This is a genomic window from Sphingobium sp. HWE2-09 (assembly GCF_035989265.1).
Lineage (GTDB): Bacteria > Pseudomonadota > Alphaproteobacteria > Sphingomonadales > Sphingomonadaceae > Sphingobium.
Genome location: NZ_JAYKZX010000003.1, coordinates 1 through 26,964, shown reverse-complemented (window position 1 = coordinate 26,964; position 26,964 = coordinate 1). Strand labels below are relative to the sequence as shown.

Here is a 26,964-nt window from a genome sequence, read left to right as displayed (position 1 = left end):
GCTGGATGAGAGTGTTGGGGGCGATGGTTCGCATTTTATTGGCCGAAGATGATGAGAGCATGCGGACCTATCTGGCCCGCGCGCTGGAACGGTCGGGTTACGAAGTCGTGCCGGTCGGGGACGGGCGCGCCGCGCTGCCCCATATCGATACGGACCGGTTCGACCTGTTGCTGACCGATATCGTAATGCCAGAGATGGACGGCATCGAACTGGCGCAACATGCCGCATCGGTCGCGCCGGACATGCGGATCATGTTCATTACCGGTTTTGCCGCCGTGACGCTGAAGGCCGGCAAGGCCGTGCCGCAGGCCAAGGTGCTGTCCAAACCCTTCCACCTGCGCGACCTGGTGTTGGAAGTCGAACGGATGTTCGGCGCAGAAAGCATCCCGGCATCGACCGACAGTCCGTAATCCTTTAGAGCGCGGCTGATCCCGCTTCGGCAGGTCAGTCGGGCACCACCTCCTGCATGTCGGGCGTCGGATCGAGCGGCTTGCCGGCCATGGCGGCCTTGAACCGTTCGCGGTCCAGCCCCTTTTCCCACGCCGACACCACCACCGTCGCCACCGCATTGCCGATGAAGTTGGTCAGACTGCGACATTCGCTCATGAAGCGGTCGACGCCCAGGATCAACGTCATCCCCGCCACCGGCACCGAAGGCACGATCGACAGGGTCGCGGCCAGGGTGATGAAGCCCGCACCGGTGACACCGGCCGCACCCTTGGAGGAAATCATTGCCACCAGCAGTAGCAATATCTGCTGCTCCAGGCTGATATGGACATTGCACGCCTGCGCGATGAACAAGGCCGCCAGGGTCATATAGATATTGGTGCCGTCGAGGTTGAAGCTGTAGCCGGTCGGCACGACCAGCCCGACAACCGACTTGCGGCAACCGGCGCGTTCCATCTTCTCGATCAGGCTTGGCAATGCGGCTTCGGACGACGACGTGCCCAGCACCAGCAGCAGTTCGGCCTTCAGATAGCGGATGAGGTGCAAAATGTTGAAGCCGACGAACCAGCCAACCGTGCCCAGCACCCCTAGAACGAACAGCAATGACGTGAGGTAGAAGGTCGCCACCAGCCCGGCCAGATTGGCCAGCGTCCCGACGCCATATTCCCCGATCGTAAAAGCCATCGCCCCGAATGCGCCGATCGGCGCGGCCTTCATCAACAGGGAAACGAGCTTGAACACCGCATGGCTGGCGGATTCGAGCACGGTCATCAGCGGCTGCGCCTTGTCCCCGATCATGGTCAGCGCGATGCCGAACAGGATGGCGACGAACAGCACTTGAAGAATGTTGCCGTCCGCCACCGCCGACACCATCGTGGCGGGGATGATGCTCATCAGGAAACCGGTCAGCGTGCGCTCATGCGCCTGATGGGCATAGTCCGCCACCTTGCCCGCATCGAGCGTGGCGGGATCGATATTGAGACCCGCGCCCGGCTGCACGACATTGGCGACGACCAGGCCGACGATCAGCGCCAGCGTGGAGAAGGTCAGGAAATAAGCGAACGCCTTGGCCGCGACCCGGCCGATCGCGCCCAATTCCTTCATGCCAGCGATGCCGGTGACGATGGTCAGGAAGATGACCGGCGCGATGATCATCTTGACCAGCTTGATGAAGGCCTCGCCCAACGGCTTGAGTTGCTTACCCGCATCCGGCCAGAAATGACCGATCAGCACGCCCAGCGCGATCGCGACAAGAACCTGCACATAAAGTTGCCGATAGAAAGGCAATCGTGGCGCTGCCTGTATCGACGTGGATGGCGATGGCAGCATGGTCGGTAGCGTCCCCCTGTTTGTCGCCAGCATATGAAGCGCCCCTGCCCTGTCCAGAAGAATATCGGCGCCTCGCCATTTCCTGCTTGCGCGACCAGCCTCCCCCCGTTATTGGCCCCCTCCACGGCGGGCGTGTAGCTCAGTGGTAGAGCACTGTGTTGACATCGCAGGGGTCGCAAGTTCAATCCTTGCCACGCCCACCATCGAAAAACCCGTCATGTCCGAGCGACCTGGCGGGTTTTTTGATTCCCGATCACGGGCAGCGGCGCACATCTAATGAAATCATGAAAAGATGACGGCAATCGACATGAATGCCGCCCTCGCAGCAGCTTGTCAGACCATATCGTCACTATTAGCAATAGCCTCCTGCTATGGGGAAACGGCAGGGGGGCATTATGAAATTCTTGGGTCGCGCGGTCGTGACTTGCCTGTTCGCAGCGTGCGTCATTGCGCCAGCCGCCGGTCAAGAGCGCACGGCCACGAAAGGCGGGTTCAACCTCGCATCGCAAAGCGGCAAGACCATTCTGCTATTTCGCCCGACGGTTCGCGTCGGCGTCCAATCCACAGGCGGCATGTTCGAGCCGAACGCCGACTGGACGGACCAGGCGCGGAAAAACATCGATGATGCTCTGGCGAAGCGCCAGCAGACATTAGGCAACAAGGTCGTCGCGGCACCGGTGTCTTACGGAGAGCAGGCCCAGTTGGTCGAAGAATATTCGGCCCTGTTCGCTGCAGTTTCGCAGTCTGTGATTCAATATCAGTTCTTCGTAGGCAATCGACTGTCGACCAAAAAGCGCGACAACAAGGCAGATGTGTTCGAATGGTCGCTGGGCAGCGGCGTAGCCGCCCTTCCAGGCGCCAAGGATGCCGACTATGCCCTCTTCATCTGGAACAAGGACGCCTATGGTTCGACGGGACGCAAGCTGCTTCAGGTGGCGGCGGCGTTTGGCGGCGTTGGCGTTACCGCGGGCGAGCATAAAGGCTATGCGGGATTGGTCGACCTGAAGACGGGAGAACTGCTCTGGCTCAATGCCGACGGCGCCATGGGCGGCGACGTTCGTGAAATCGACGGAGCCGAAAAACGGGTCGGCCAGTTGCTGGAAGAATTTCCCGGAAGCGTTCAGCCAAAACTGGCATCGGCTCAGCCATGAGGAAAGGCGTAGCGGGGCTGGTGGCGACCACGGTCGCCGTCCTTTCATCCGCCGCTTATGCGGCAAGCAATATTGCGCCCCTGCCGCCACCCTATATCGGCGCTTATCAGCCGGTGGGCGTCGATGAAATCGGGGCATGGCGGGAGGCGGATGAAGATGAGCGAATGCTCGTCAACTCGCCGATCGTCATTCGCGATGAGGCTCTCAACGCCTATGTCCGGCAGGTTCTGTGCAACACCGTGGGTAACGACCGGTGCAAGGCCGCCCGCATTTACATCATGCGCGTGCCTGTCTTCAACGCGTCGATGTCGCCAAACGGCACGATGCGGGTGAATAGCGGCTTGTTGCTTCGGATGCGGAACGAGGCGGAATTAGCAACCATATTAGGGCATGAATTCGGGCATTTCGAACGACGGCATACATTGATGAAATGGAAGGCGACACGGTCCGCGACCGATCTGCTGAGTTGGGCGCAGGTTTTCGCAGCACTGGGTAACAGTTACCAATCCCACACCAACTTCAATGATTTGGAACTGTCGGTGTACGGCCGGATCTATCGTTTCGGTCGCGATCAGGAGCGAGAGGCCGATGCGCTGGGATTAGGATATCTCAATGCCAGCGCACTTCGTCCGCAAGCCGCTTCGGCGGTATGGCAGAATCTGATGAACGAACAGGAAGCGTCGGCATCGGCGAAGGGGGTTAAAAAGCCCAACTTCACCAAGATCGCGTTCTTTGCGTCCCATCCTCCGGAAGGCGAAAGAGCGGCGGCTATGATGACATTGGCCGATCCTGCGGGAGAAAATCGGGAAAATGGCGCCGCCCGCTATGCCGCGGCATTGGCGCCGCTGCTGCCAAGTTTCCTGGATGATCAGATCAAGCTGAACGACTTTGGGGCGAGCGATTATATCCTATCGGCATTGGCGATAAACGGCTGGACCGCGCGGCTTTTGCTGGCGCGCGGCGATCTCTATCGCGCGCGTGGCAATCCGCGTGATCTGGTGCAAGCCGCGGAGTTTTACGGGAAAGCGGTTGAGGTGGATGCGACAATGCCGGAGGCCCAGCGCGGTTTGGGATTGTCGCTGATCAAGACGGGGCGGCGGACCGAAGGACAAGCCGCGTTGCAGCGCTATCTGGAACTGAAACCAAATGCTGCGGATGCCGCCATGATCAAGATGCTGGCGCCCGCGGCTGGGGGGCAATGATGAACAAGATTATGTGGACGCGGTCGGCGGCAATCACCGCTATTGCCATGCTCACGGCCCCAACGGCGCTGGCGAATGGCTATCGTGAAAGGCATGTTCAGGTCGAAGTGGCGAAATCTACGATGAGGGTCACCCCTGTTCGGGATTGGAACAGCCTGTCGATCCGTCCGGGCAAGAAAGCCGAAACATGGACGCTGGATGGCGAGCAGTTGAACGACGTCACATTTTACGCCGGTATCGCGCCGGGCGAACCGTTGATCCGCGAAAGCAGCAAGAAGCATACACCTCTGCCCAAGTTCACCAGTGAAACCCTGCTGGTCGAAATCCCCGAATTGCTGGAAGGCACCTATCGCACAGAAAAGGGGATCGGGGCATTTTCGGTGACCGGCTCGAACCCCGATCATTTCCTCGGTCACGATGGCATCCGCTTCACCTATGACTATGTCGACCGGGATAACCTGCCCCGAAAGGGTGAGGCGCGCGCCGCTGTGATCAAGGGGCAATTATATATGGCTACGTTCGATGCGCCGCGGCTGCATTATTTCGATGCGACATTGGATGATTTCCGCATCCTGACGGATAGCGCGGTGTTGTAACCGTTCCCAGGCATCTACCCGCATGGCCGACTGGCAGGTCGAAGACGGAACCTATCTTCGGCTCGCCTTGTTGGATGGGCTGAGGAGAACGTATATGCATCAGGAAAATAATAACGGCGAACCGGAAACACATGTCTCGCGTGAAGAAGCCCGGGCCGGATCGTCCAATAAGGAAAATCGCAACGCGCTGACTATCAGCCTGCCGCTGGTGATTCTGCTTCTGGCCCTCGTCATCGCTATCGGCTTCTGGATGACCAGCAGATCCGGGGCGGATAATGTTAACGTCGATAATCAGGCAGCGACCAGCGTCGCGAATAGTACCTGAAATTAGCGGGCCTGAGATAGCGCTTGGGTGACGTGTCAATTGAATCGCGGGGTCGTGCCGATCGCCCGCGTTGCTGGGCGAAGAAGTGTTCATAGATGCCAATGATGTTGCGACGCGGCGACGGCGCTGCTAATCCCGCCTCCCATGATCCAACCGCCTGAAATCCTCCGAGTCTCCAAGTCCCGCGTGTCCTGCGACGGGTCTGGCGATATACCTGCCGCGCTCGGCCATCCGCGTGTGTTTTTGGAAATCGATGAACATGGCTATGTCGATTGCGGCTATTGCGATCGGCGCTTCGTCCTGATCGGCGGTGTGGCGGACAATGGCGACGTTGTGAACAAGCCGGATATCGCGTCGGGCGCCAGCCTTTAGAGCGGTTTACGATCTGATTGCATCGGATCAACCGCTCAAGCTTTATGTTCTGCCGTGATTTCCGAGCCATCAGATAATTGGCTTCGCCGAACTACGTTTCATCTGATTGGAAATCGCTCTAAAAATTCCGTTGGGCTTGTCGGCGAGCGCCCCTATATCAAGGGCATGACCGACATCGCTCCCCTGTTCACCGATGCCCGCGGCCTGCTCTATCGTCCGGGCCTGCTCGATCCCGACGGCGCACGCCGCCTGACCGCGCAAGCGCTGGCCGCGTGTGACGACGGTGAGCTTTATCTGCAATATCGGGCGAGCGAGAGCTTCGGTTTTGACGATGGTCGGCTCAAGACCGCCGATTATTCGACCGATGCGGGCTTTGGCCTGCGCGGCGTGTCTGGCGAGATGACCGGTTTTGCCCATGCCAACGACATTAGCGAGGCGGCCATTGCCAAGGCGGCGCAGACGCTGAGCCTGCTCGATCCGGCCAGCAGTCCGCCCGCCCCGCCCCCGCAGCGCACCAATCGCCATCTCTATACCGATGCCAATCCGCTGGAGATCGTCCCCTTCGCCGAAAAGGTGAAGCTGTGCGGCGAGATCGACGCGGCTGCGCGCGCCCGCGATCCGCGTGTCGCGCAGGTCTCGGTCAGTCTGTCGGGCAGTTGGTCGGTGGTCGAAATCGTGCGCGCCGATGGTTTTACCGCGACCGACATCCGCCCGCTGGTGCGCCTTAATATATCGATAATCCTTGAGGAAAATGGCCGCCGCGAAACCGGCACTTTCGGAATCGGCGGCCGTTACCTGTATGACGAGGTGATGGCGCCTGCGATCTGGAACCGCGCGATCGACGAAGCCTTGGCGCAGGCGAAGGTCAATATGCGATCGGTCGCGGCGCCTGCGGGCGAGATGACCGTGCTGCTTGGCCCGGGCTGGCCGGGCGTGCTCGTTCATGAGGCGATCGGTCATGGGTTGGAAGGTGATTTCAATCGCAAGGGGACCAGCGCCTTTTCCGGGCGTATCGGCGAGCGTGTCGCAGCGCCCGGCGTCACGGTGGTGGACGATGGCGCGATCCTCAATCGCCGGGGATCGCTGTCGATCGATGATGAAGGCACGCCGACGCAGGAAAATATCCTGATCGAGGACGGCATTCTCAAAGGCTATATGCAGGACCGCCTGAACGCGCGCCTGATGGACGTTGCGCCTACAGGCAATGGCCGCCGCGAAAGCTACGCCCATGCGCCGATGCCGCGCATGACCAATACCTTCATCAAGGGCGGGCAGGATGATCCCGAGGAATTGCTGAGCCGCATGAAGTCGGGCATTTTCGCCAAGAGCTTTGGTGGCGGGCAGGTCGATATCGTGTCGGGCAAGTTCGTCTTTTCTTGCACCGAGGCCTATAAGGTCGACAATGGCAAGTTGGGCGATCCGATCAAGGGCGCGACCCTGATCGGTGACGGTCCCACTGCGCTGACCAAGGTGATCGGCGTTGGACGCGACTGGGCGCTGGACGAAGGCGTCGGTATGTGCGGAAAGGGCGGGCAGAGCGTGCCAGCGGGCGTCGGACAGCCCACCTTGTTGATGGAAGGCCTGACGGTCGGCGGCACCGCGACCTGATCATCAAGCGACCAGTAGAGATTTTTTCGCAATGAGCGGCGGGAACCGGACTGCCGCTCTTTCATTGGTTCGGCATGAACATGCTGACCGACAGCCATGATGCAGTGACCGCCGATTGGGCTGCGGCTTTGCTTGATTTCTGGTTCAATCAGGTAGGCGAAGCGGGATGGTGGAGCCATGATCCGTCGCTGGACCAGATATGTGCCGAACGTTTCGGGGCGCTTTGGGAAGAAAAACGGATCCTGGCTGCCGAATCTTTCCTCGATCGCGCTGATGATGCATTGGCGGCAATCCTTTTGTTCGACCAATTGCCGCGCAACATGTTCCGCGAAAGCGCCAAGGCCTTTGCGACGGATGCGCTGGCTCGCGATGTGGCGCGCGGCGCGATTGCGCAAGGCTATGATATCCAGATTGGCGGATCCGGGCGGCTATTCTTCTACATGCCGTTTCAGCATAGCGAAGAGATCGAGGATCAGGATCTGTCGCTGACGCTGTTCGAAGGGGCAGGCGATGAGCATTGGATCCATTTCGCGCGCCAACATCATGCAACCATATTACGCTTCGGCCGTTTTCCGCATCGTAACGCCGTCCTTGGCCGCGATACGCTTCCACAAGAGGCGGATGCGGTAGCGGAAGGCGCAAGTTGGTAGGGCATATGCCCGTTTTTTAGGCAGCATGACGATGCTGCCCATTTTTTTGGCGGCGCAACATGGTCCAGCCTGACGACAGCCCGCATTAACGCGCCGTTAGCATATTGGCACGCCTCTTGCTGAGTAGTCTCCGCACACCAGTAACAGGGGGCGACATGAAACTTGTCATGGCTATCATCAAGCCGTTCAAGCTTGACGATGTCCGCGAGGCACTCTCCTCGCTCGGCATCGCAGGAATGACGGTCAGCGAAGTGAAGGGCTTCGGCCGCCAGAAGGGGCAGACCGAAATCTACCGCGGCGCCGAATATTCGACCAATATGGTCCCGAAGATCAAGATCGAGGTGGTCTGCGACGACGACCTAGCGCCCCGCGTCGTGGAAGCGACCCAGGCGGCCGCCAATTCGGGCGCCATCGGCGATGGCAAGATCTTCGTCCTCGATGTCGGTCAGGCCGTGCGCATCCGCACCGGCGAGACCGGCGAAACCGCGCTGTAAGAAGGGGGAAATAATGACCTTTTCCAAGAAACTTTGCGGGGTAGCGGGGGCAACCGGCCTGTCGCTGTTCGCCGCACTGCCTGCCTGGGCGCAGGCCGCAGCGGCACCCGCCGCCACGGTCGACAAGGGCGACACCGCCTGGATGATGACCGCTACCGTCCTGGTCCTTGCCATGATCCTGCCGGGCCTGGCCCTGTTCTACGGCGGCCTGGTCCGCAGCAAGAACATGCTGTCGGTGATGACGCAGATCGGCGCTGCCGCCTGTCTCGCGATGCTGATCTGGGTGATGTACGGCTATTCGATGGCCTTTGGCCCCGATTACACCAGCGGCCTGTCCAACTTCGTATCGACCTTCGACAAGGCGTTCCTGAAGGGCATCACGCCCGCATCGCAGGCCGCGACCTTCACCGCAGGCGTCGAAATCCCTGAATATGTGTTCGTCTGCTTCCAGATGACCTTCGCCGCGATCACTGTCGCGCTGGTGCTGGGTTCGGTGGTCGAGCGCATCAAATTTTCGGCCGTGATGGTGTTCGCCGCTGTCTGGCTGACGATCGTCTATTTCCCGATCGCGCACATGGTCTGGGCGGCTTCGGGCTATTTCTTCAAGGCTGGTGCGCTCGATTTCGCCGGCGGCACCGTGGTCCACATCAATGCGGGCGTTTCCGCGCTGGTGGCCTGCATCATCCTGGGCAAGCGCATCGGCTACCCCAAGGAGCCGATGGCACCGCACAGCCTGACGCTGACTGGCGTCGGCACCGGCCTGCTGTGGGTCGGCTGGTTCGGCTTCAACGCCGGTTCGGCGCTGGAAGCCAATGGTTCGGCGGCTCTCGCCATGATCAACACCTTCGTCGCCACCGCTTCGGCTGGCCTGTTCTGGATGCTTGCCGAAAAGCTGAACGGTCACAAGGGTTCGGCGCTGGGCTTCTGCTCGGGTATCATCGCCGGCCTCGTCGCCGTCACGCCTGCTGCGGGCAATTCCGGCCCGTTCGGCGCGATCATCCTGGGCGCGGTCGCTTCGATCGTCTGCTTCTATGCCGTCACCGTCCTCAAGCCCAAGCTTGGCTATGACGACTCGCTGGACGCCTTCGGCATCCACGGCATCGGCGGCATGATCGGCGCCATCGGCACCGCCATCGTCTATTCGCCGACCTTCGGTGGACCGGGCGCTGCGGACTATGTGATCGGCGCCAAGCTGCTCGTGCAGATCGAAGCGGTCGTCGTGACCATCATCTGGGCCAGCATCGGCACCACCATCGCCATCTTCATCGCCAAGGCCGTCACCGGTCTGCGGGTCAGCCAAGAGGTCGAATATGAAGGCCTGGACCTCGGCGAGCATGGCGAGCGCGCTTACAACGCCTGATATCCGGGCATAAGTTTGGCAGGGCGGGCCGCCCCAACAGGAAATGGCCCGCCCGCCCCACCTTGTTCCTCCTGCGAACATGCCTCGGGCCGGTACGAAAGTACCGGCCCTTTTTTTGCTTTAGAGAAATACGATGTATAGATCGCGTGCCTGTTCAGGCGGGCCGCGTCCAGAGCATGTCGCTGCGTGGCGTGGCAGCGGGCCAGCGGCGCGCGCGCGCTGGTACGTTCAGGCCTGCGCGGATCACCCAGCCCAGCTTGTCGCGCTTGGACGTCATCACGCGATGATCCCATGCCTGCTCGCCACGACGCGCCACTTCTCGCGCGATATCGCCATAGATGCCCGCTGCCGCCAACACCGCCCAGGCCGCGCGCGGCGGCAATGCGCCGGTGCCGTGGCGGGCGCTGTCCTCATAGGCGGCGGCCATGTCGGCCAGCCTGCGCGACAAGATCGCCAGGCGCGGCCGGACCCAGGGCTTCATATGTTCACCGGGCGGGATATCCATTTCGGCCAGCCACTCCTGGGGCAGATAGCAACGGTCCGCCGCTTCGTCCTCGCTAATGTCGCGGGCAATATTGGCGAGTTGAAAGGCAAGGCCCAGATCGCAGGCGCGGTCGAGCGTCGTCTGGTCGTTGGGATCGACGCCCATCAACACCGCCATCATGCAGCCGACGGCGCCCGCGACATGATAGCAATAGCGCAGCATGTCGGCCTCGCTGCGCGGACGCCAATCGCGGGCGTCGAGCGCGAACCCTTCGATCAGATCATGGGCGTAACGCTCCGGAATGACGCATTCCCGCATCACCACGCCGAAACCGTCAAAGGCCGGGTCGCCGGTCGGTTCGCCGCGTAGCGCCCTGTCGGTCAGCACACGAATGGTCGATAGCCGCGCCTGCCCGTCCGCTACACCAGTCAGCGTGCCGCCATGGTCCTGCCCGTCGGCGATGTCGTCGCACTTGCGGCACCAGGCGTAGAGCAGCCAGGCGCGTTCGCGCGTGACAGGATCGAACAGCTTGGACGCCAGGGCGAAGGATTTGGAGCCGCGCGCGATGCTGTCGCGGGCGTGGGCAACAAGGGCGGCGCGGTCGGGAACTGAAGAGGACATGTGGCGAGACATGCCCTGCCTTGCAAGGAAAGTCACCCAAGGTCCGTTCGTTTCGAGCAGAGGCGAGAAACACAAAATGATGTGCCAACCACTTCTCGACTTCGCTCGAAGCGAACGGATGAGTTTTATATGGCTATAGCCGCGCCGCCTTCATCGCGAAGATCGTCTCATGCGGCTGGTAAGCGGCCATGGAATCGACCAGCCCTTCGATACTATCGGCGTGGATCATGATCCCGGCATGTTGGGCGCGGATGAAGCCTGCCTCCACCATCTGCCGGTTGAAGCCGATCAGCTGGTCGTAGAAGCCCGCGACGTTGAGCAGACCGACCGGCTTGCTATGATAGCCCAGTTGCGCCCAACTGATCGCTTCCCACAATTCGTCCATCGTGCCGACGCCGCCGGGCAGCGTGACGAAGCCATCCGAAAGGTCGGTGAAGAGCTGCTTGCGCTGGTGCATGGTCTGGACGACGTGCAATTCGGTACAGCCGCGATGGGCGACCTCAGCGCCGACCAGCGCTTCGGGGATGACGCCGATCACCTCGCCGCCTGCCTCCAGCGCGGCGTCCGCCACCGCACCCATGAGGCCGAGGCGTCCGCCGCCATAGACGACGCCGATGCCGCGCTCCGCCAAAGTGCGGCCGACATGCCGTGCCGCATCGATATAGGTAAGGTCGGCGGGGGTCGCCGATCCGCAATAGACTGCCAGTCTTTTCATTATGTCCGTCCGTAGGGCCGCGCCCTTATTTCAAGTCATCCAGCATCAGCGCCGCGGTCGCCTTGGCGCTGCCCACCACGCCGGGAATGCCCGCGCCGGGATGGGTGCCGGCCCCTACCAGATAGAGGTTGGGAATGACATCGTCGCGATTATGCGCGCGGAACCAGGCGCTTTGCGTCAGCAACGGCTCCAGGCTGAAGGCGCTGCCCATATGTGCGTTCAGATCACGGCCAAAGTCGCTGGGCGCATAATGGAACTGCGTCACGATACGCGATCGGATGTCGGGAATCAGGCGATGCTGGATTTCGTCCAATATGCGTTCGGCATAGGCCGGGCCGAACTGGTCCCAGTCGATCGGCAGCTTGCCCATGTGCGGCACTGGGGCGAGCGCATAGAAGGTCGAATGCCCATCCGGCGCCATCGACGGATCGGTGACGGTCGGGTGATGCAAATAGAGCGAGAAATCCTGCGGTAGCACGCCATGATCGTAAATGTCGGTGAGCAGCCCTTCATAACGCGGCCCGAACAGGATCATGTGATGCGGGATGCCGGGCCAACTACCCTTGATGCCGAAATGCAGCACGAAAAGGCTGGGCGACCAGCGTTTTTGCGCCAGCTTCTCGCCCTGCTTTGCCCCACGCGGATGATGGCCCAGCAGGTCGCGATAGCTGTGCATCAGATCGGCGTTAGTGGCGATGGCGTCCGCCTCCCCGCGCCAGCCCGATGCGGTGTGGACGGCGGTCGCCTTGTCGCCATAGGTTTCGATGCGGGTGACGGGATCGCCCAGGCGCAGCGTGCCGCCGAGCCGTTCGAAATGGGTCGCCATGCCCTGAACGAGCCGATTGGTGCCACCTTTGGCGAACCAGACGCCGCCATCCTTCTCCAGCTTGTGGATCAGGGCGTAGATGGCGCTGGTCTTCATCGGATTGCCGCCGACCAAAAGCGTGTGGAAGGACAAAGCCTCGCGTAGCTTTTCATTCTTCACATGGCTCGCGACGACCGAATAGACCGAGCGCCACGCCTGATATTTGGCGAGGCTGGGCGCCGCCTTGATCATCGAGGCGAAGTCGAGGAAGGCGACCGAGCCGAGCTTACGATAGCCCTCTTCAAAGACGCCCGCGGCATAATCGCAGAAGCGGTCATAGCCCGCGACGTCGCCCGGATCGAGCTTGGCGATTTCGGCGCGCAGCGCGGCTTCGTCGTTGCTGTAATCGAAATTGGTGCCGTCGCGCCAGTTGAGCCGGTAGAAAGGCGACACCGGCATCAGGGTGACGTCCTGCGCCATGTCATGGCCCGACAGACGCCAGAGTTCGGCCAGGCAGTCCGGGTCGGTGATGACGGTCGGCCCGGCATCAAAGGTGAAGCCGTCCTTTTCCCACATATAGGCGCGGCCGCCGGGGCGATCGCGTCCTTCGACCAGGGTCGTGTCGATACCGGCCGATTGCAGGCGGATGGCCAGCGCCAGGCCGCCAAAGCCCGCGCCGATGACGATCGCTGTCCTGTTGGTCATCAGGCGGGCGGGTTCCATAATGTTCGCATGGCGTCCCTTATGGGTACAGGCGGGCGTCCGCACAAGATGCGCAAACGGTCAGTCATGGACGAACGGCCCGCATAGAAGCGCTGGATCAGGTCCGGCGCCAGACGATAGAAGCGCGCAAAGATGCGCCAGCGCTGGTCGGGGGCAGCCGCGCCGAAGAGCATTTTTCCCAGGAGCCGGTAATAGCCGCCCCGCCGCCAATGCGCCCTGGCATAGGCGCGGGTTGCAACGGGTAGGCCGTCAAGTGGCTGGTCCGCCAGCCAGAGCGCGAACCGCACGGCGTCGGGCAGGGAATAGCCGGTCATCGGCTGGAACAAGCCGGCGCGCACGCCAGCGCGGGCGACCGGATCGTCCTTGGGCCAATAAAGGTCGAAATCGCCGCCATGGACGACCGGCAGGACGCCCTGTTCGCGATGGACGATATCGCCATGCCAGCCTTTCGCTTGGGCATAGGCCGCGATGCGGGCGTCGAGCGCTGGCACGTCGAGGTCCGGCGTGTCGCTATAATAGGTGTCCTCGATGAAGAGGGTGCGGTCGTCCCAGGGCAGCAGATAGACGAATCGATAGCCGTCGATCTGATCGACCGTCGCGTCCATGATGATCGGACGGTCGACGCCATGGGGCGCATCGAGACTCAAGGTATGGCCGACGAATTTCTGCCAGCCGCAGCGTAGCGCCGACAGGTCGCCTGCGCCGCGGGCATCAATGACGGCCGATGCCCGGATGGTGCAGTGGTCGGCCAGTTTTACCGATTGCGGGCCGACCTTTTGCACCGTCGTGCCGGTCAGCAGCCGATCACCCAATGCGCGTTCGAGTGCGACAGCGAATTGGACAGTTGAAACGCTGTTATAGGGGGTCGCCAGATCCCGCTGATAGCCCGGGAAATGGACGCTATGTCCCTGCGGCCAGCGATGGGCGATCAGCGGATCGACCAGCCAGCGATCGGCGGGCGCGACATCGCCGTCGAAGAAGGACCAGATATGGTTGCCGCCGGGCCGGTCCCCTTGCTCCACCAATAGCAGCCGGACATCGGGGCGCAGGGCGGCGAAGGCGAGCGCGATCAGCCCACCGGCCAGGCCGCCGCCGATGATGGCGAGGTCGCAGTCGAGATCGGTCTTCATAGGCACGTGGTAGAAGGTGTCCGGGTCCAAGTGAAGGCCGGAACGAAGCGTTGACGGCAGAACTAGGTTCCCACCCGAGCGGGGAGCACGCCATCGATCAACGCCCCCTTTGCAAATACCTACATATAGGATAGGGGGGTATCCTATGCATATCGTCGCGGATCGAGAAAAATTGTTGGCGCGGGTACGCCGGATTGCAGGACAGGTAGCCGCCGTGGAGCGGCAGTTGTCCGGCGATGCGGGCTGTTCGGAAACGTTGCAACTGGTCGCATCGGTGCGCGGCGCGGTGGGGAGCCTGATGGAGGAACTGATCGAGCAGCATATGCGCGAGCATGTCGCCCGGCCGGGACTGAGTGATGCAGCGCGCCAGGCCGCGACCGAGGAAATGCTGGCGCTGATCCGCCGATACGGGAAATGACGATGCACGACGATCATCACCACGACCATGATCATGGCGGCCATCGCCATGCCGACGCCATGGCTGCACCCCTGAACGCAGACACCGGGTCCGACGATGGCGAGGAAAGCCATTATTTCGATCATATCTACCTGTCCGCCGGGCATGACCAGAATGCGAAGCGGACGATCTGGGTCGTATGGCTGACCGCAGCGACGATGGTGGTGGAGATCGTCTTCGGCTGGATCACCGGATCGATGGCACTGCTGGCGGACGGGTTCCATATGGCGACCCATGCGGGCGCGCTGGCGGTGGCGGCGGCGGCCTATGGCTATGCCCGGCGTCATGCGCGCAATCCGCGCTATACGTTCGGGACGGGCAAGGTGGGCGACCTGTCGGGCTTTGCTTCCGCACTGCTGCTGGGGGTGACTGCGCTGTTCATAGCGGTCGAATCGGGGATGCGGCTGTTCGAGCCGATCCATGTCGCCTTTGGCGAGGCGACTTTGGTCGCAGTCGTGGGGCTGGTGATCAACATCATCAGCGCGGTCTTGCTGGGGCATGACCATAGCCACGATCACGGGCATGATCATGGCAATGCGCAGGGGCATGGCTATGCCGACAATAATCTGCGCGCTGCCTATGTGCATGTGCTGACCGATGCGCTGACGTCGGTGCTGGCGATCGGCGCGTTGCTGGCGGGGCGCTATCTGGGTTGGTGGTGGATGGACCCGGCGGTCGGCCTGCTGGGCGCGGCGGTGATCGCGCGCTGGGCCTGGGGCTTGATGAAGGATACCGCCGCGATCCTGCTGGACACCGCCGAACCGGCGCTGATGGCGACGGTGCGGCGAGTGGCCGAGGGGGAAGGCGCGACCATTCGCGACCTGCATGTGTGGCGCATCGGGCCGCATGCGCATGCGGCGATCATCAGCTTGGCGCCTGGCGCCGATGCGCCCCGGGTGCGCGCGAAAGTGCGTGCCCTGCCGCGGATGGAGCATGTTACCGTGGAGTGCGGCTGACGTATATGGCCCATAGGGCGGGACTGGGTTCCCGCCTGCGCGGGAACACGTAGCATTATTGTATAAGGGTTAAAGTGGACGCTCGTCCCAGCAGGCCAGCGTGACAGTGCCGTTGTCATCCACGAGCAGTTCGCCGAATGCGCCGGTGCGCAGCTTGAGCGATGCCAGCGGCAGTCCGGCGGCGATCAGGGCGAAACGGGCCGCGCCGTTGCTGGTGACGAGCAGGTCGGCCCCTTCCCCCGCTTCTGTAAAAAAAACGCGCCATGCCGCGATGCGGGCGTCGGCATCGACGATCCAACCATCGGGCGCGATGCCGCGTTCGTCCCAGTCGGCCAGCGCCTGTGCACCGATGCGAGCGAGTACGTCGGATTCGGGTTGCCCTTCGTCGGGACCATGGTCGATTTCGCCCAGCCAGGCGCGCGTGCCATCCGACGCATGCCCCGTCGCGGCGGCGATGCGATCCGCCGTTTCGCGGGCGCGCAGCAGCGGGCTGGAGAGCAGGCGCGCGATCGGCAAGTTCTGATCCGCGAACCAGCGCCCGAGATGATCGGCCTGATCGCGACCGCTGGCCACCAGCGGAATGTCGGTGCGGGCACCGACACGGCGTGCGTCGACGCTGCTCGTGAAGGTGTTGCCGTGGCGGATGATGAAGAGGCGGCGCATGACGATGGTCGGGCGGGTCAGAGCAGGGGCGTCGGATCGCCATAGAGGGCGATCAGCGCCTCGACCCGGCTGATGTCGGCTTCGGTATCGATGCCGCTGCTGTCGAATCGGGGGGATCGACCGCGACAGTCATGACCGGAATGCCCAGTTCCAGCAGGCGCAATTGCTCCAGCCCCTCCAGATTTTCCAGCATGGTGGGCGGGCAGGCTTCGAACCGCTGCAGCGCATCCAGCGCATAGCCGTAGAGGCCGACATGGCGCCACACCGGAGAACGCGGCGCGGTTTCGCGCAACTGCGCCTCTCCGCGAATCGCGGGAATGATCGTCTTGGAAAACCACAAAGCATGGCCGTCCGCCGCGCGGGCGCAGGTCGTGCCGCTGAAAGGTGAGCGCGTCTTATGGTCGCGCATGGCATCGAGCGCGGGCCAATCCAGTGCGATGACGGGCGTCGCGACCGGTGCGCCTGCCTGCAGCGCGGCGATCACGGCGTTCAAGGCGCCTTCGGGCTGGAAGGGCGAGTCGCCCTGGAGATTGACGATAAATTGTGGCGGCGCAGGTTGCGCGAGCGCGGCGGCGAGCGCGCGGCCCGAGCCGGTCGCGATGGCGCTGTCGGTCATCACCGCGTCGCAGCCCGCAGCGCGCGCATGATCGGCGATGGCATCGTCGTCGGTCGCCACGGTCAGGGTTACGTCATCGCGCGCACCTATCGCCGCACGCGCCATCGCGATCGTGCGGTGCAGCAGCGTTCGGCCCGCAATCAGCCGCAACGGCTTGCGCGGCAGGCGGGACGATCCTGCCCGCGCGGGAATGACGACGAGAAGGCTCAGGCGACCCCGGCGTGCAGCAGATCGTGCATATGGACCGCGCCGACCAGGCGGCCATTGTCGCAGACGAAAAGCAGCATGACGTTACGTTCATGCATCAGGCGCAGCACTTCGGACGCCAGTTCATCCGGACCGACGGCCAGCGGCGTCAGCGTCATCGAACGACCCACGGCTTCGGTCAGATTCTGCTTGCCGGTCACGGTGCGACGCAGGTCGCCATCGGTGAAGGCGCCGATCAGCCGCCCGTTTCGATCGACGATCGCGGTGCCGCCCAGACGTGCGCGGGTCATTTCGATGGTGGCGTCGAGCAGGGACGCGTCTTCGCGCACCATCGGCACGCTATCGCCCTTGGCCATCAGTTCGCGCACCTTGATCAGTTGCGCGCCCAATTTGCCGTTGGGGTGGAATTTGTGAAAATCGTCGGCAGAAAAGCCGCGCATTTCCATGAGCGAAATGGCGATCGCATCGCCCAGCGCCATCTGCACCGTGGTCGAAGTCGTAGGCGCCAGCGAATTGGGGCAGGATTCCTCGACCTCCGGCATCACCACGCACATGTCCGCCGCCATGGCGACCGTGCTGTTGGGCTGGGCCGTGATGCCGACCAGCGGGATGGCGAAGCGCTTGCAATAATGGATGATCGGGCCGAGTTCGGTCGATTCGCCCGAATGGGACAGCATCAGCACGGCGTCGTCGGGCGTGATCATGCCCAAATCGCCATGGCCCGCGTCCGCGGGGTGCAGGAAGATCGCCGGGGTGCCGGTGGAGGTGAGCGTTGCCGTCATCTTGCGCGCGACGATGCCGCTCTTGCCGATGCCGGTGACGATGACGCGGCCACGCACCTTCATGATCACGCCGATGACGCGCAGGAAGGTCGCGGCAAAATCCCGATCCGAGAATTTGGCTTCCAAGGCGTTCAAGCCGAAGGCTGCGATGGAGAGGCTGCGGCAGGCAGTCTCAACGATACGGCCGCCCGAGCCGAACGGTACAATTTTCGAAGCTGGTGTCGACACGCGTTTGCCCTTTTATCCGCCTCTCAAAGCCGGAACATCCGGCCAGATCAACGGCGACGAACACCGTATTCGATGTGTCGTCTTTCCTTCGTTCCGCGACCCCTAGCCGATTTTGCAACCGGCGTGGTTCATGACTTACGCCGTTTCAGGCACTTATGGCAATCCATTTTGCAACTGCGAAATGAAAATAGCCATAGCCGATCCAGTTTCCAGTGTGCCAAGGTGAATGGATTATTTACAGCGATGAGCCGTGGAACCTTTTGCAATTTACGTAGATACGGCTGGTTCTTTTATCCTGCAGCGCAATAGTCGCGATACCATTGCACGAATTGCGGCACCCCCGACTCGATTCGGGTTGCGGGCGCGAAACCGATATCCTGGGTGATCGCGCTGATGTCGGCATAGGTGGCGTGGACGTCGCCAGGCTGCATCGGCTGAAAGTCGATCTGCGCTTTTTGCCCGAGTGCATCTTCGAGCACGGCGATGAGGTGCATCAGTTCTTCGGGTCGGTTGTTGCCGATATTGTAGAGCCGGTGCGGGGCGCGGCTGCCGCCCGCCTTGATCGCGCCATCGTCTGCGGGGGGATGATCAAGGCAGGCGACGACGCCATCGACGATATCGTCAATATAGGTGAAATCGCGTTGCATCCGCCCATGATTGAACACCGGGATCGGTTCACCAGCGAGGATTTTGGCGGTGAAGATCCACATCGCCATGTCCGGGCGGCCCCAGGGACCATAAACAGTGAAGAAGCGCAGGCCCGTCATCGGGATGCGGAAGAGATGGGCGTAGGTTTCGCTCATCAGTTCGTCGGCGCGCTTGGTCGCGGCGTAGAGGGAGACGGGATGGTCGGCGCGATCCTCCACGCGGAAAGGCAGCATGTCGTTGCCGCCATAGACTGACGAGGAGGAGGCATAGACCAGATGCCGCACCCGCCGTTCGCGCGCCAGTTCCAGCATGTTGACATGGCCCGCCAGGTTGGAGCGGACATAGGCATGGGGGTTGATCAGCGAATAGCGCACCCCTGCCTGCGCGCCCAGATGCACGATCGCTTCGATCACCTGGTCGGCCAGCGCGGCGTGCAGCGCGTCGAGATCGGCGAAATCCAGTTCGTGAAAGGTGAACAGCCGGCCATGCGCCGCCTGCAAACGGGCGATGCGGGCGCGTTTCAGCGCGACCGGATAATAGTCGTTCATATTGTCGATGCCGACGACGGCATGGCCCTGCGCTAGCAGCCGGTCGGCGACATGCATACCGATGAAGCCGGCGGCTCCGGTAACCAGGATAGTCATGCATTTCCTTCTTGGCATGGGCGGGCACGCGACCTCCCCCGTCTCCGACACTCTGGCACGGCTTGTAAAGCCCCGATCCGCCAGACGTTGTATGTAGGGCATAAGGCTTTCCCGATCTTTACCGCCCTCTAATCTTTATTGCCTATGGCGGGGCCATGGACATGGCATCGCATCCCACGGCCCCCACCCCCGGTTCGGCCGGGCAAGGGCAACGCGCGCGCTGGATCGCGCTGGCGCAGGATGCCGCCGAAGCCAATGCTTTCTACGCGCCCGACATGCTGGGCGCGGCGATCGACCATCTGGCGGCGGATCGGGGCGTGCAGTTGATCGAGGTGCGGGCGGGCGACATCGCGATCGGATTGCTGCCGGTCGTTCGAAAGCCGCGCCACGGGCGCCTGCCGATCGGCTGCGTCGGCAACTGGATGCACGATCATTGCTTCTTCGGCGCGCCGATCATCCGCCGGGATCATGAGATGGCGGCCTGGCGGGGCTTTCTGGCGCAACTGGACGAGGCGCGCTGGGCCAGCGGTTTCCTGCATCTGGAGGGGCTGGACGCGGCCGGGGCCAATGCCGCCGCGCTGGAGGCGCTGTGCGTCGAGCAGCGGCGCGGACGGCTGGAAATCCATCGCTACGACCGGGCGATGCTGCGGTCTGACCTGACCGCCGATGCCTATTGGGATACGCATGTCCGGTCCAAGAAGCGCAAGGAGTTGCGCCGTCTGCAAAAGAGGCTGGCGGAACTGGGGGCGGTCGAAACGCGGTTGCTCATTGACGGACAGGATCTGGCGCGCTGGTGCGGCGATTTTCTGGCGCTGGAGGCGTCAGGATGGAAGGGACAGGAAGGCACGGCGCTGGGATGCAAGCCCGCCGACGCCGCTTTCTTCCGCGCGGCCTGCGCCGCCGCCTTCGAGGCGGGACGGCTGCATATGTTGCGAATCGACCTGGATGACCGGGCGATCGCGATGCTGGTCAATTTCCGCCATGGCGAGGGCGCCTTTTCCTTCAAGATCGCATTCGACGAGGAGCTGGGCCGCTTTTCGCCCGGCGTGCTGATCGAGATCGCCAATCTTCATGCGGTGCAGGCCGATCCGGCGATCGGCTGGATGGACAGTTGCGCCGCACCCGACCATCCGATGATCGACAGCCTGTGGGCGGAACGACGGACCATCGTGCAATATCGCATCGCCCTGCATGGCGCGGGCGCTACGCGGATGCAGCGCAGCGCCGCCTTCGCGATCGCCAACGGGGTCGAAACCATCGCCAGAAAGCTGAAAGGACAGGCATGACCGCCCATAGCCCGATCGCACCGGCCGTCAGCGCCACCTTCCCCGACGAGGCGCGCGCCGCCTTTGCCGCCGCCTATCCCGACCGATCGACGCGGCTGACCCATGGGCTGGTCGGCCATGGGCTGCTGACATTGGAAGCGCTGGCGGTTCTAGCCGAGCGTATGCCTGCCAGTTCGGTCGAATATAATCTGGGCAAGCTGCCGCTGGGCGTGCGCGCGGAAGACACGCCGTCCAACGGGCTGACGCTGGGCGAAACGATCCGGACGATCGACACCAATGGCAGCTGGGCCGTGCTGAAGAATGTCGAGCGCGACCCGGCCTATGCTGCCCTACTGGACGCGGTGTTGGCGGAACTGGCGCCGATCGTTTCGGAGAAGACCGGGCCGATGCTGCATCGCGAGGCGTTCATTTTCCTGTCGTCGCCCGGCAGCGTCACGCCGTTCCATATGGACCCGGAGCATAATATCCTGCTCCAGATCATGGGCATAAAGACGATGACCGTCTTTCCCGCGCGCGACCAGCAGCTGGTGCCCGCGCAGAAGAGCGAGGATTTCCACGGCGGCGGGCATCGCAACCTGGTCTGGCAGGACGGGTTCAAGGCGCGTGGCACGGCGGTGCGGCTGGAGCCGGGCGACGCCATCCATGTGCCGGTGAAGGCACCGCATTTCGTGGAGAACGGCCCCACCGTATCGGTCAGCCTGTCGGTGACATGGCGATCGGAACGCAGCGTGGCAGAGGGCGAATTGCACAGTTTCAATGCGCTGCTGCGCAAACGCGGACTGCCGGTCGGCACGGTCAGCGCGCAGCCCGAAACGCAGGGCGTGCGCCGTCTGATCTATCGCATCATGCGGAAGCTGGGCGCTTAAGCAGCCGACGCAGCAGCGCTTCGACTTCGAGGCGCGGGCTGAACCGTTCCAGCACCCACCATTCCAGCGACTCTTCGCAGGTGGCGAGGCTCTGCTTATAGCGATCCTTCCCCGCCAGCAGCGAATAGCGCGTCAGCCCATGGGCGGCATAACGGCCGACCGCCGCCGCATGGCAGAGCAGGCCGGGCTTGTCCTTGGTCGCGCGCGGCGCGGCGAAGGCGGACTGATAGTTCATCGCGACGCCGCGATGGACGAAATTGACCAGCAGCCCGACGACACCGCCTGCATCGGTGAAGCGCAGCAATTCGACCTCACCCGATGGCAGGCCGCGCGCGGCGATCGTGGCGACGAAACCGCGAAAACCGGAATCGTCCCAGGCATTGTCGACGTGGCGGCCGCCGTTGAGCGCCGCCATATCGTCCAGCCAGGGGGTGATATCGTCCAGGCTGCCGACCGCGATGTCGGGCAGCGGGCCGCCATGATCCTTCATCGCGCGGCGGATCTGGCTGCGCGTATTGCTGCTGAGCAGGGAGAGATAGTCGCCATCGGCAGCGCGCACGGCGTCGAGATCGACCTGATAGACGGGCGACATATCGGTGCGGATGCGGCGGCGTACGGGGAGCGCCAGCAGCGACGAGCTGGGCGAGATGCCGCTCAGCCGCAGGGCGCGCCAGTCGCGACGGCGGGACAGGGCGGCCAGAGCGGCGACGGTCGCCTCCCCTTCCCGACCCGCTTGCGCCAACATGCCATTATATTCGACATAGGGGCGGTCGGCCTGCACGTCGCCGGACTGGTTGAGGCTGAGCGTCGCGACGTTGCCGAGCAGGCGCGGTTGCATCGCATGGCCGACCAGCGCCAGCGCGACATCCTGGCCTGCCTCGTCAATGATGGCGAGCAGGTCGGGATGGACGGGATAGCTGTCGAGCCATGCGCCCACCCAGGTCCAGCGCAGGAAGAAGGACGCGTCGGATTGCGCCTCAAGCGCCTGCCAGCGCTGCGCCAGAGTGGCCCGGTCGGGCTGCGAGAAGGTCGCGGATAATGCCATCGCGCCCTTTGTGGCAGAGCGTGAGGGCGGGTCAAGCGGATCGGTCAGCCAAATCCATCAGGCACAAACGCGGCGCGCCGGATCGACCGTGCCATCCGGGCGCACCCCGGCGCGGGCCAGATCATGGCGCATATGGCCGGTGAGGAAGCGATACCACATGACGAAATCGGCGCGCAGCGACCAGAGCGGATAGCGGAAGGTGGCGGGGCGATTATGTTCGATCAGGCCGTGCCCGGCCCAGGCGAAGCCGTAGCCCGCCAAAGGCAAAGCCGCCGCCATCCACCAGCGCCCGGCAAAAGGCGCCGCCGCCAACAGCGCGACGACCATACTGGTGCCCGCATAATGCAACGCGCGCGTGCCCGGACGCGCATGTTCCTGGAGATAATAGGGCCAGAAATCGCGGAAGCGGGTCAGGGGCATCAGGGGCATCCTCTCTGACCCTAAGCGTAACGATTCCTGCGATCGCCGTTAACCGTTATGCGCCAGACCGTGCGCCCTGTCGGGAGCATAGAGGAAATAGTCATAGGCGGCGCGGGCGGCTTCCGCGATGATGCGGTCGCGCGAAACGTGGCCCTTGCCATCCTTCATGACGAAGACGGCGATCGCGAAGCGGCGACCGTCGGGCAGGCGGACGACGCCGACATCATTGCCGATGCCGTTCAACGACCCCGTCTTGTGCGCGACTGCCGTGCCGGGCGGCAACATGCCGACGATCCGCTTCTTGCCGGTTTCGCAATGCGCCATGATGGTGAACAGCCGCTGGGTACTGACGGCCGAAAGGGCGCGGCCCGATTCATAGGCGGTGATGAGGTCGAGCATCGCTGTGGGCGTGGAGGTATCCTCCAGTTCGGTCGCGAAGGCCATATTGGGCAGGTCGCGTATATCGCGCGTGACCAGTTGCGGATCGGCGCGGCGGGCGGCGTCGGCATTCTGGCGGAAGCTGCCCGATAGCGGGTGGATGCCCATGGCGCGATAGAGAAGATGCGCGGTGTCGCTGTCGACGCGCAGCCCGGTGACGCCCAGTTTCGTCACGAACGCCGTGATCGCCTGCGGCCCGCCTGCGCGCGCGACCAGCACGTCGGTCGCATTATTGTCGCTCTTCTGGAGCATCAGTTCGAGCAGCCGGTCGATCGACAGGGTCGCGCCGGGGCGGGAGAACATCCAGGCGATGCCGCCTTCGCTCGCCAGTGCGGGATCGAGCACCAGTTGTTCGTCGAGCCGCGCTTCGCCTGCATCGACCAATGCGAAGATGCGCCCGGCCACCGCGACCTTATAGGCGCTGGCCATCGGGAAGAGCGTGTCGCCGTTCAGCGCCTGCGTCTCGCCCGTCTGCAAATCGCGCGCGGCGATGCCGACGGTGCCGTCGGAAAGGCTGGCGAAGCGGGCAAATTCGCCCAGCAGCTTGGCCTCGGCCGTCTGCTGGGCCAGGGGCTTGGGCGGCGGGCCGAACGCGTCGGCACTGGGCAGGGGCGCGAGGAACAGGCCGAAGGCGGCGAACAGGCTGATCGAACGACGGAGCGACATGAATTTGCCTGTCGCGGATCGATGCGCGGGAGGCAAGAGGCTTTGCATTGGATCAGACAGGTTGACAGGCATTTGCGCCGCGCGCCATCAGACGGGCATGAGCGATACCATCAAGCTGCACGAAAGCTGGCGCGCGCCCCTGGCCGACCAGTTCGCCGCCCCGCATATGCAGGGGCTGAAGCAGTTTTTGCAGGCGGAGAAGGCGGCGGGCAAACGCATCTTTCCCAAGGGCAGCGAATATTTCCGCGCGCTGGACCTCACCCCGTTGGACCAGGTGAAGGTGGTGATATTGGGGCAAGACCCCTATCATGGCGAGGGGCAGGCGCATGGCCTGTGCTTTTCGGTGCAGCCGGGCGTGCGGACGCCGCCGTCGCTGGTCAATATCTACAAGGAGATGGAGGCGGACCTGGGCATCGCGCGGGCGAACCACGGCTTTCTGGAGCATTGGGCGAAGCAGGGCGTGCTGTTACTCAACAGCGTGCTGACGGTCGAAATGGGGCGGGCGGCGTCGCATCAGGGCAAGGGCTGGGAACAGTTCACCGACGCGGTAGTGCGGATCGTCGCGGAAAAGCACGAGCCCGTCGTCTTCATGCTGTGGGGCGCCTACGCCCAGCGCAAGGCCGGTTTCGTGGACCAAAGCCGCCATCTGGTGATCAAGTCGGCCCACCCTTCCCCCTGTCCGCCCATAACGGATTCCTGGGTTCGCGCCCTTTTTCGAAGGCCAACGCCTTTCTGGAGGCGAAGGGGCGCGGCGCGATCGACTGGGCGTTGCCGGAACTGGCCAGGGCTTAAGACAGGCTTCGGAACCGACCGCGGCGCTGCTTGCTGAATGGGGCATAACAATCCGGTTCAGGAACGAAACAACCATCTCATGCGATACCCAGATCACAGTCAAAGAAACCAGGTCTGAGGAGAAGTCACATGATCATTCGTAAAGCCGCTCTGGCCATCGCCCTTGCCGCCGCCACCCTGAGCGCGGTCGCGCCGTCCATGTCCTATGCCCGCGACCATGACCGTCGCGGTCATCGCGAATATCGCGGCGACCGCTATCGTGGTGATCATTATCGCGGTGACCGTTATGCCGACCGTCGCGGCTATCGCGACGACCGCTATCGCTGCCGCAAGTCGGGCGGCACCACCGGCCTGCTGGTCGGCGGCGTAGCCGGTGCGCTGCTGGGTCGCTCCATCGACACCCGTGGCGACCGTGCGCCGGGCACGATCATCGGTGCTGGCGCTGGTGCGCTGGCCGGCCGGGCGATCGACCGCAACGGCAGCTGCTAAACAGGAAAGGCGCGAGGGACTTGCCGTCCCCCGCGCCTTTTCTTTAACGCCAGGAAAAGTGAGGCCCGGTCCTGCTTGCGCAGGCCGGGCCTTCGTTCCTCTCCAAACTTGTGAGGCGATCAGCCGTCGTAGTCGCCACCGATATTCTGGTTGCGCGGCGGGGCCGCGGCGGTCAGGCGCAGAGCCTCCGCCGACTGGGCGATCGAGCCGATTTCATCCGGCGTATCGTCATCATCGATCTGCACCTTCTGCAGCGAGGCAACGACCGAATCATGAAGATCGGCGGGCATAACGGTTTCCTCTGCGATCTCACGCAGGGCGACGACGGGATTTTTGTCCCGGTCGCGGTCGAGCGTCAGCTCGGCGCCGCCGGAAATTTCCCGCGCGCGCTGGGCGGCGAGAAGGACGAGGTCAAAACGGTTGGTAACCTTGTCGACGCAATCTTCGACGGTAACGCGGGCCAAACAGGGCCTCCTGCAAATAACGGAAGGAAAGTCGTGAATTGGCCGCCTAGCAGCGGTTCGATCAAGAGTCAATGTAAAGCCATAAAGCCATGGCTAGGCGCAAAGAAAATCGGCATGGTGGGGCATGGCGACCATCGATCCTGCCCCCGCCCGTCCTGTTTCTGCCCATGGCCCTGCCAGCGTCGCCCCGGACGATATCCGTCTGGACCTGCACGGCAATCAGTTGCGCCTGATCGCCGACGGTGCGGCCCTGCGCGAGACGCTGATCGCCCTGATCGACGGGGCGCGGCACAGTTTGAAGCTCTATTACTATATCTTCGCTGACGACGGCAGCGGCAGGTTGGTGCGCGACGCGCTGATCGCGGCGCGGCGGCGTGGGGTGGCGGTGACGCTGATGGTGGACGGGTTCGGATCGTCCAGGACGGACGACGCCTTCTTCGCGCCATTGGTGGAAGCGGGTGGACATTTCGCGCGGTTCGGGACGGGCCGATCGACCCGCTACCTGATCCGCAATCATCAGAAGATGGCGATCGCAGACGACAAGCGGCTGATGATCGGCGGCTTCAATATCGAGGATGGCTATTTCGGCATTCCGGCGGACGATCATTGGCGCGACATCGGCCTGCTGATCATCGGCGAGCAGGTCGAGGCGATGACCCGCTGGTATGGGCAGTTGTGGCGGTGGGGATCGACCAGGAAGCACCGGTTCCGCACGCTGCGGCGCATGGTCCGACAATGGCATCCCTCGCTGCATCATCATCCCGCCGACCCGTTCCGCTGGCTGATCGGTGGACCCACCCGGCGGCTAAGCCCCTGGGCGCAGGTGGTGAAGCATGACCTGGAACAGGCGCGGCGGGTCGATATGATCGCTGCCTATTTCTCGCCCGGCCGGGGAATGCTCAAGCGCATCGCCCGCGCCGCGCGACGGGAAGGCGCGCGCATCGTGCTGCCGATGATATCGGACAATGGCGCCACGGTCGCGGCGTCGCGCCTGCTCTATGGGCCGCTGCTCAAGCGCGGGGTGGAGATATATGAATATCAGCCGTGCAAATTGCACAGCAAGCTGATCGTCATCGACGATGCCGTCTATATTGGGTCGGCCAATTTCGACATGCGCAGCCTTTTCATCAACCTGGAGGTGATGTTGCGGGTGGAGGATGCGGGCTTTGCGGCGCAGGTGCGCCAGTTCATCGCGCGGGAAGCGACGCAGAGCCGTGCGATCAGCCTGGAGTCGCACCGATCCGGGCGTAGCGGCCTCACTTTGCTGAAGCAGTGGGTCAGCTAT

General features: G+C 63.2%; 28 protein-coding genes, 1 tRNA gene and 2 pseudogenes. 18 read left to right on the top strand and 13 right to left on the bottom strand.

All coding sequences use genetic code 11. The annotated features are described in order from the left end of the window. Positions 1-23: 23 nt before the first annotated feature. On the top strand, positions 24-410 hold the full coding sequence (cpdR, locus tag U5A89_RS05660; protein ID WP_338160234.1) for a cell cycle two-component system response regulator CpdR: 387 nt from the start codon (positions 24-26) through the stop codon (positions 408-410). A gap of 34 nt (positions 411-444) precedes the next feature. Here the strand turns inward: cpdR and U5A89_RS05655 are convergent, their stop codons facing one another. Beyond that, a complete protein-coding gene (locus tag U5A89_RS05655; protein WP_338162954.1) occupies positions 445-1,776 on the bottom strand; it encodes a dicarboxylate/amino acid:cation symporter in 1,332 nt (443 codons plus the stop codon). A 128-nt stretch (positions 1,777-1,904) separates the two neighbouring features. On the opposite strand from U5A89_RS05655, the gene U5A89_RS05650 reads away from it, so the two are divergent. The 10 genes from U5A89_RS05650 to U5A89_RS05605 all read left to right on the top strand — a co-directional run bounded on the left by U5A89_RS05650 (position 1,905) and on the right by U5A89_RS05605 (position 9,534). After that, positions 1,905-1,979 (top strand) — tRNA-Val (locus tag U5A89_RS05650). Between the two features lie 192 nt (positions 1,980-2,171). Beyond that, complete coding sequence (locus tag U5A89_RS05645) at positions 2,172-2,927, top strand: hypothetical protein (protein WP_338160233.1); 756 nt, start codon at positions 2,172-2,174, stop codon at positions 2,925-2,927. Further along, positions 2,924-4,129, top strand: coding sequence for a M48 family metallopeptidase (locus tag U5A89_RS05640; protein ID WP_338160232.1), 1,206 nt, complete (start codon positions 2,924-2,926; stop codon positions 4,127-4,129). Before U5A89_RS05645 ends, U5A89_RS05640 begins: the two co-directional genes overlap by 4 nt. Then, a complete protein-coding gene (locus tag U5A89_RS05635; protein ID WP_338160231.1) occupies positions 4,129-4,725 on the top strand; it encodes a hypothetical protein in 597 nt (198 codons plus the stop codon). Before U5A89_RS05640 ends, U5A89_RS05635 begins: the two co-directional genes overlap by 1 nt. Before the next feature lie 22 nt (positions 4,726-4,747). Continuing rightward, on the top strand, positions 4,748-5,050 hold the full coding sequence (locus U5A89_RS05630; protein WP_338160230.1) for a hypothetical protein: 303 nt from the start codon (positions 4,748-4,750) through the stop codon (positions 5,048-5,050). A gap of 144 nt (positions 5,051-5,194) precedes the next feature. Continuing rightward, entirely contained in the window at positions 5,195-5,422 is a 228-nt protein-coding gene (locus U5A89_RS05625; protein WP_338160229.1) for a zinc-finger domain-containing protein, read from the top strand. 165 nt (positions 5,423-5,587) lie between these two features. Beyond that, a complete protein-coding gene (gene tldD, locus U5A89_RS05620) occupies positions 5,588-7,030 on the top strand; it encodes a metalloprotease TldD (RefSeq protein WP_338160228.1) in 1,443 nt (480 codons plus the stop codon). A 74-nt stretch (positions 7,031-7,104) separates the two neighbouring features. Then, positions 7,105-7,680 carry a DUF924 family protein gene (locus U5A89_RS05615; protein WP_338160227.1) on the top strand — a complete coding sequence of 192 codons (576 nt, stop codon included), beginning with the start codon at positions 7,105-7,107 and terminating at the stop codon, positions 7,678-7,680. 155 nt (positions 7,681-7,835) lie between these two features. Next, on the top strand, positions 7,836-8,174 hold the full coding sequence (locus tag U5A89_RS05610; protein ID WP_004209785.1) for a P-II family nitrogen regulator: 339 nt from the start codon (positions 7,836-7,838) through the stop codon (positions 8,172-8,174). A 13-nt stretch (positions 8,175-8,187) separates the two neighbouring features. Further along, on the top strand, positions 8,188-9,534 hold the full coding sequence (locus U5A89_RS05605) for an ammonium transporter (RefSeq protein ID WP_338160226.1): 1,347 nt from the start codon (positions 8,188-8,190) through the stop codon (positions 9,532-9,534). Between the two features lie 154 nt (positions 9,535-9,688). Here the strand turns inward: U5A89_RS05605 and U5A89_RS05600 are convergent, their stop codons facing one another. The 4 genes from U5A89_RS05600 to crtY all read right to left on the bottom strand — a co-directional run bounded on the left by U5A89_RS05600 (position 9,689) and on the right by crtY (position 14,012). Further along, a complete protein-coding gene (locus tag U5A89_RS05600) occupies positions 9,689-10,639 on the bottom strand; it encodes a phytoene/squalene synthase family protein (RefSeq protein ID WP_338160225.1) in 951 nt (316 codons plus the stop codon). A 133-nt stretch (positions 10,640-10,772) separates the two neighbouring features. Then, positions 10,773-11,354 carry an LOG family protein gene (locus U5A89_RS05595; RefSeq protein ID WP_338160224.1) on the bottom strand — a complete coding sequence of 194 codons (582 nt, stop codon included), beginning with the start codon at positions 11,352-11,354 and terminating at the stop codon, positions 10,773-10,775. A 25-nt stretch (positions 11,355-11,379) separates the two neighbouring features. Continuing rightward, a complete protein-coding gene (locus U5A89_RS05590) occupies positions 11,380-12,864 on the bottom strand; it encodes a phytoene desaturase (RefSeq protein WP_338160223.1) in 1,485 nt (494 codons plus the stop codon). After that, positions 12,864-14,012, bottom strand: coding sequence for a lycopene beta-cyclase CrtY (gene crtY, locus U5A89_RS05585; protein ID WP_338160222.1), 1,149 nt, complete (start codon positions 14,010-14,012; stop codon positions 12,864-12,866). Before crtY ends, U5A89_RS05590 begins: the two co-directional genes overlap by 1 nt. Before the next feature lie 145 nt (positions 14,013-14,157). Here crtY and U5A89_RS05580 point away from each other — a divergent pair, with 145 nt between their 5' ends. After that, positions 14,158-14,430, top strand: a complete 273-nt coding sequence (locus U5A89_RS05580; RefSeq protein ID WP_338160221.1) for a metal/formaldehyde-sensitive transcriptional repressor — start codon at positions 14,158-14,160, stop codon at positions 14,428-14,430. Then, entirely contained in the window at positions 14,427-15,425 is a 999-nt protein-coding gene (dmeF, locus tag U5A89_RS05575; protein ID WP_338160220.1) for a CDF family Co(II)/Ni(II) efflux transporter DmeF, read from the top strand. The genes U5A89_RS05580 and dmeF overlap by 4 nt, the downstream gene beginning before the upstream one ends. A 69-nt stretch (positions 15,426-15,494) precedes the next feature. On the opposite strand, the gene U5A89_RS05570 is transcribed toward dmeF, so the two are convergent. The 4 genes and pseudogenes from U5A89_RS05570 to U5A89_RS05555 all read right to left on the bottom strand — a co-directional run bounded on the left by U5A89_RS05570 (position 15,495) and on the right by U5A89_RS05555 (position 19,213). Next, positions 15,495-16,088, bottom strand: a complete 594-nt coding sequence (locus tag U5A89_RS05570) for a histidine phosphatase family protein (RefSeq protein WP_338160219.1) — start codon at positions 16,086-16,088, stop codon at positions 15,495-15,497. A 17-nt stretch (positions 16,089-16,105) separates the two neighbouring features. Further along, positions 16,106-16,869: pseudogene (locus tag U5A89_RS05565) on the bottom strand (cytidylyltransferase domain-containing protein). Positions 16,870-16,910: 41 nt separating this feature from the next. Beyond that, entirely contained in the window at positions 16,911-17,921 is a 1,011-nt protein-coding gene (locus U5A89_RS05560; protein WP_338160218.1) for a KpsF/GutQ family sugar-phosphate isomerase, read from the bottom strand. 290 nt (positions 17,922-18,211) lie between these two features. Continuing rightward, a complete protein-coding gene (locus U5A89_RS05555) occupies positions 18,212-19,213 on the bottom strand; it encodes an NAD-dependent epimerase/dehydratase family protein (RefSeq protein WP_338160217.1) in 1,002 nt (333 codons plus the stop codon). 155 nt (positions 19,214-19,368) lie between these two features. Between U5A89_RS05555 and U5A89_RS05550 the strand changes: the two genes are divergently transcribed. Together U5A89_RS05550 and U5A89_RS05545 are read left to right on the top strand one after the other, a co-directional pair. Continuing rightward, a complete protein-coding gene (locus tag U5A89_RS05550; RefSeq protein ID WP_338160216.1) occupies positions 19,369-20,499 on the top strand; it encodes a GNAT family N-acetyltransferase in 1,131 nt (376 codons plus the stop codon). Next, on the top strand, positions 20,496-21,365 hold the full coding sequence (locus tag U5A89_RS05545) for a cupin-like domain-containing protein (RefSeq protein ID WP_338160215.1): 870 nt from the start codon (positions 20,496-20,498) through the stop codon (positions 21,363-21,365). The genes U5A89_RS05550 and U5A89_RS05545 overlap by 4 nt, the downstream gene beginning before the upstream one ends. On the opposite strand, the gene U5A89_RS05540 is transcribed toward U5A89_RS05545, so the two are convergent. Genes U5A89_RS05540 through bla form a run of 3 tightly spaced genes read right to left on the bottom strand, consistent with a single transcriptional unit; the run spans position 21,343 to position 23,934 of the window. After that, complete coding sequence (locus U5A89_RS05540; RefSeq protein ID WP_338160214.1) at positions 21,343-22,410, bottom strand: GNAT family N-acetyltransferase; 1,068 nt, start codon at positions 22,408-22,410, stop codon at positions 21,343-21,345. The genes U5A89_RS05545 and U5A89_RS05540 overlap by 23 nt on opposite strands. Before the next feature lie 57 nt (positions 22,411-22,467). Next, entirely contained in the window at positions 22,468-22,830 is a 363-nt protein-coding gene (locus U5A89_RS05535) for an Mpo1-like protein (protein WP_338160213.1), read from the bottom strand. A gap of 48 nt (positions 22,831-22,878) precedes the next feature. After that, the gene (bla, locus tag U5A89_RS05530; RefSeq protein ID WP_338160212.1) at positions 22,879-23,934 is read right to left on the bottom strand and encodes a class A beta-lactamase; all 1,056 of its coding nucleotides are present in this window, start codon (positions 23,932-23,934) and stop codon (positions 22,879-22,881) included. A 97-nt stretch (positions 23,935-24,031) separates the two neighbouring features. Between bla and ung the strand changes: the two are divergent. Together ung and U5A89_RS05520 are read left to right on the top strand one after the other, a co-directional pair. Beyond that, a pseudogene (ung, locus tag U5A89_RS05525) lies at positions 24,032-24,726 on the top strand (uracil-DNA glycosylase). A 129-nt stretch (positions 24,727-24,855) separates the two neighbouring features. Then, positions 24,856-25,215 (top strand): glycine zipper 2TM domain-containing protein, encoded by a 360-nt coding sequence (locus U5A89_RS05520; RefSeq protein ID WP_338160211.1) that lies wholly within the window; start codon positions 24,856-24,858, stop codon positions 25,213-25,215. Positions 25,216-25,334: 119 nt separating this feature from the next. Here U5A89_RS05520 and rpoZ read toward each other — a convergent pair whose 3' ends face one another. Then, positions 25,335-25,679 (bottom strand): DNA-directed RNA polymerase subunit omega, encoded by a 345-nt coding sequence (rpoZ, locus tag U5A89_RS05515; protein WP_298401009.1) that lies wholly within the window; start codon positions 25,677-25,679, stop codon positions 25,335-25,337. Between the two features lie 124 nt (positions 25,680-25,803). Here rpoZ and U5A89_RS05510 point away from each other — a divergent pair. After that, positions 25,804-26,964, top strand: a 1,161-nt coding sequence (locus tag U5A89_RS05510) for a phospholipase D-like domain-containing protein (protein WP_338160210.1), incomplete at its 3' end; no start/stop codon positions are given.

Excerpts from the sequence above, each read along its gene's own strand:
- cpdR (WP_338160234.1), top strand. The coding sequence starts at position 24 with ATGGTTCGCATTTTATTGGCCGAAGATGATGAGAGCATGCGGACCTAT.
- U5A89_RS05655 (WP_338162954.1), bottom strand. The coding sequence starts at position 1,776 with ATGCTGCCATCGCCATCCACGTCGATACAGGCAGCGCCACGATTGCCT.
- U5A89_RS05645 (WP_338160233.1), top strand. The coding sequence starts at position 2,172 with ATGAAATTCTTGGGTCGCGCGGTCGTGACTTGCCTGTTCGCAGCGTGC.
- U5A89_RS05640 (WP_338160232.1), top strand. The coding sequence starts at position 2,924 with ATGAGGAAAGGCGTAGCGGGGCTGGTGGCGACCACGGTCGCCGTCCTT.
- U5A89_RS05635 (WP_338160231.1), top strand. The coding sequence starts at position 4,129 with ATGAACAAGATTATGTGGACGCGGTCGGCGGCAATCACCGCTATTGCC.
- U5A89_RS05630 (WP_338160230.1), top strand. The coding sequence starts at position 4,748 with ATGGCCGACTGGCAGGTCGAAGACGGAACCTATCTTCGGCTCGCCTTG.
- U5A89_RS05625 (WP_338160229.1), top strand. The coding sequence starts at position 5,195 with ATGATCCAACCGCCTGAAATCCTCCGAGTCTCCAAGTCCCGCGTGTCC.
- tldD (WP_338160228.1), top strand. The coding sequence starts at position 5,588 with ATGACCGACATCGCTCCCCTGTTCACCGATGCCCGCGGCCTGCTCTAT.
- U5A89_RS05615 (WP_338160227.1), top strand. The coding sequence starts at position 7,105 with ATGAACATGCTGACCGACAGCCATGATGCAGTGACCGCCGATTGGGCT.
- U5A89_RS05610 (WP_004209785.1), top strand. The coding sequence starts at position 7,836 with ATGAAACTTGTCATGGCTATCATCAAGCCGTTCAAGCTTGACGATGTC.
- U5A89_RS05605 (WP_338160226.1), top strand. The coding sequence starts at position 8,188 with ATGACCTTTTCCAAGAAACTTTGCGGGGTAGCGGGGGCAACCGGCCTG.
- U5A89_RS05600 (WP_338160225.1), bottom strand. The coding sequence starts at position 10,639 with ATGTCCTCTTCAGTTCCCGACCGCGCCGCCCTTGTTGCCCACGCCCGC.
- U5A89_RS05595 (WP_338160224.1), bottom strand. The coding sequence starts at position 11,354 with ATGAAAAGACTGGCAGTCTATTGCGGATCGGCGACCCCCGCCGACCTT.
- U5A89_RS05590 (WP_338160223.1), bottom strand. The coding sequence starts at position 12,864 with ATGACCAACAGGACAGCGATCGTCATCGGCGCGGGCTTTGGCGGCCTG.
- crtY (WP_338160222.1), bottom strand. The coding sequence starts at position 14,012 with ATGAAGACCGATCTCGACTGCGACCTCGCCATCATCGGCGGCGGCCTG.
- U5A89_RS05580 (WP_338160221.1), top strand. The coding sequence starts at position 14,158 with ATGCATATCGTCGCGGATCGAGAAAAATTGTTGGCGCGGGTACGCCGG.
- dmeF (WP_338160220.1), top strand. The coding sequence starts at position 14,427 with ATGACGATGCACGACGATCATCACCACGACCATGATCATGGCGGCCAT.
- U5A89_RS05570 (WP_338160219.1), bottom strand. The coding sequence starts at position 16,088 with ATGCGCCGCCTCTTCATCATCCGCCACGGCAACACCTTCACGAGCAGC.
- U5A89_RS05555 (WP_338160217.1), bottom strand. The coding sequence starts at position 19,213 with ATGACTATCCTGGTTACCGGAGCCGCCGGCTTCATCGGTATGCATGTC.
- U5A89_RS05550 (WP_338160216.1), top strand. The coding sequence starts at position 19,369 with ATGGACATGGCATCGCATCCCACGGCCCCCACCCCCGGTTCGGCCGGG.
- U5A89_RS05545 (WP_338160215.1), top strand. The coding sequence starts at position 20,496 with ATGACCGCCCATAGCCCGATCGCACCGGCCGTCAGCGCCACCTTCCCC.
- U5A89_RS05540 (WP_338160214.1), bottom strand. The coding sequence starts at position 22,410 with ATGGCATTATCCGCGACCTTCTCGCAGCCCGACCGGGCCACTCTGGCG.
- U5A89_RS05535 (WP_338160213.1), bottom strand. The coding sequence starts at position 22,830 with ATGCCCCTGACCCGCTTCCGCGATTTCTGGCCCTATTATCTCCAGGAA.
- bla (WP_338160212.1), bottom strand. The coding sequence starts at position 23,934 with ATGTCGCTCCGTCGTTCGATCAGCCTGTTCGCCGCCTTCGGCCTGTTC.
- U5A89_RS05520 (WP_338160211.1), top strand. The coding sequence starts at position 24,856 with ATGATCATTCGTAAAGCCGCTCTGGCCATCGCCCTTGCCGCCGCCACC.